Genomic DNA, 1,328 nt, shown 5'->3' with positions numbered 1-1,328 from the left:
CGGGGCCGGCCGACATCCACCGGACGACGTCGGGCAGGCCCAGTCCGCGCAGCCTCGCCTCGGACCAGATGATCGGCAGGCCCAACTGCACTGAGGCGATACCACCCCACGCCTGGCCGAAGTCGCCGCTGTCGAACCGCTTGAGCTCGGGGACGCAGGGCGAATGGTCGGAGACCACCAGGTCGATGGTCCCGTCGCGCAGCCCCTCCCACAGCCGTTCGCGGTTGCCTGCCTCGCGGATCGGCGGGCAACATTTGTAGTGGGTGGCGCCCGGCTGGATCTCCTCGGAGAACAGCGACAGGTAGTGCGGGCACGTCTCCACCGTCAGGGGCAGGCCCTCCGCCTTGGCGTCCCGGATCAGCGGCAGGGCGTCGGCGGCCGACAGGTGCAGGATGTGGGTCCGGCACCCGGTGCGGCGGACGCCGTCGATGACCTGCGCCACCGCGCGGACCTCTGCGGCGACCGGTCGGGATTCCAGGAATCCCGCGTAGATGGGCCCGGACGGCGGGGGCTGCGCGTCGATGGTCCCGGCGTCCTCGGCATGGACGATGAGCAGTCCGCCGAACCCGGCGATCTCCTCCATGGCCGCCAGCATCTGCACGTCATCGAGCGGCGGGAACTCGTCGATCCCCGAGTGGAGCAGGAAGCACTTGAAACCGAACACCCCGCGATCCCAGAGTTCGCGCAGCCGGCCCAGGTTCTCCGGCACGGCCCCACCCCAGAACCCAGCGTCCACGTGCAGTTTCCCGGTCGCGCTGGCCAGTTTGGCGTCGAGCGCGGCGGGACTGGTGGTCACCGGACTGGAGTTGAGCGGCATGTCGATCAGGGTGGTCACCCCGCCGCACGCGGCGGCGCGGGTGGCGCTGGCGAATCCCTCCCAGTCGGTGCGGCCGGGTTCGTTGACGTGGACGTGGGTGTCGACCAATCCTGGAAGCAGCACCACGTCGTCACCCAGGTCGACGACGTCCGTGCCGGCCGGCGTCGGGGAGGTCGGGGCAGCGGGACCGGTCTCTACGGCCAGGATGATCCCGCCGGAGACCGTCACGGTGGCCGGCACGATCTCGGAGCCGACCACTGCCCGGTGCGCGCGGAAGACGATCTCGGGGACACCGCGTGCGCTCATGTCGTGGTCTCCGCCTGGTCGGGGGCGTGCTCGGGGTGGGGCTGCTCGAGGCCCGGGCGCCGCAGCCGGTCGAGAGTGGCCCTGTCCACACCGGCAAGCTCGGCCACCTCCCCGGCAGTGGCGGCCCCGCAGTCCAGCGCGCGGACGCAGAAATCGGCCAGTGCGCGGGCGGTGGCCGGCTCGTCGAGGTATCCCGCCGACACCG

1 protein-coding gene and 1 pseudogene are annotated in these 1,328 nt (G+C 71.7%); both read right to left on the bottom strand.

The features are described from left to right. Positions 1 to 1,123, bottom strand: a 1,123-nt coding sequence (allB, locus tag G6020_RS05080; RefSeq protein WP_182609874.1) for an allantoinase AllB, incomplete at its 3' end; no start/stop codon positions are given. After that, positions 1,120 to 1,328, bottom strand: a pseudogene (locus G6020_RS05075) (aldolase); the annotation flags it as partial. The gene allB and the pseudogene G6020_RS05075, both read right to left, overlap by 4 nt.

The sequence above is a fragment of the Dietzia sp. B19 genome, assembly GCF_014145155.1.
In the GTDB taxonomy this organism is placed as follows: Bacteria; Actinomycetota; Actinomycetes; order Mycobacteriales; family Mycobacteriaceae; genus Dietzia; species Dietzia natronolimnaea.
Note: the sequence above shows the minus strand (reverse complement) of the source record. Positions and strands in the feature narration are given on the sequence as shown.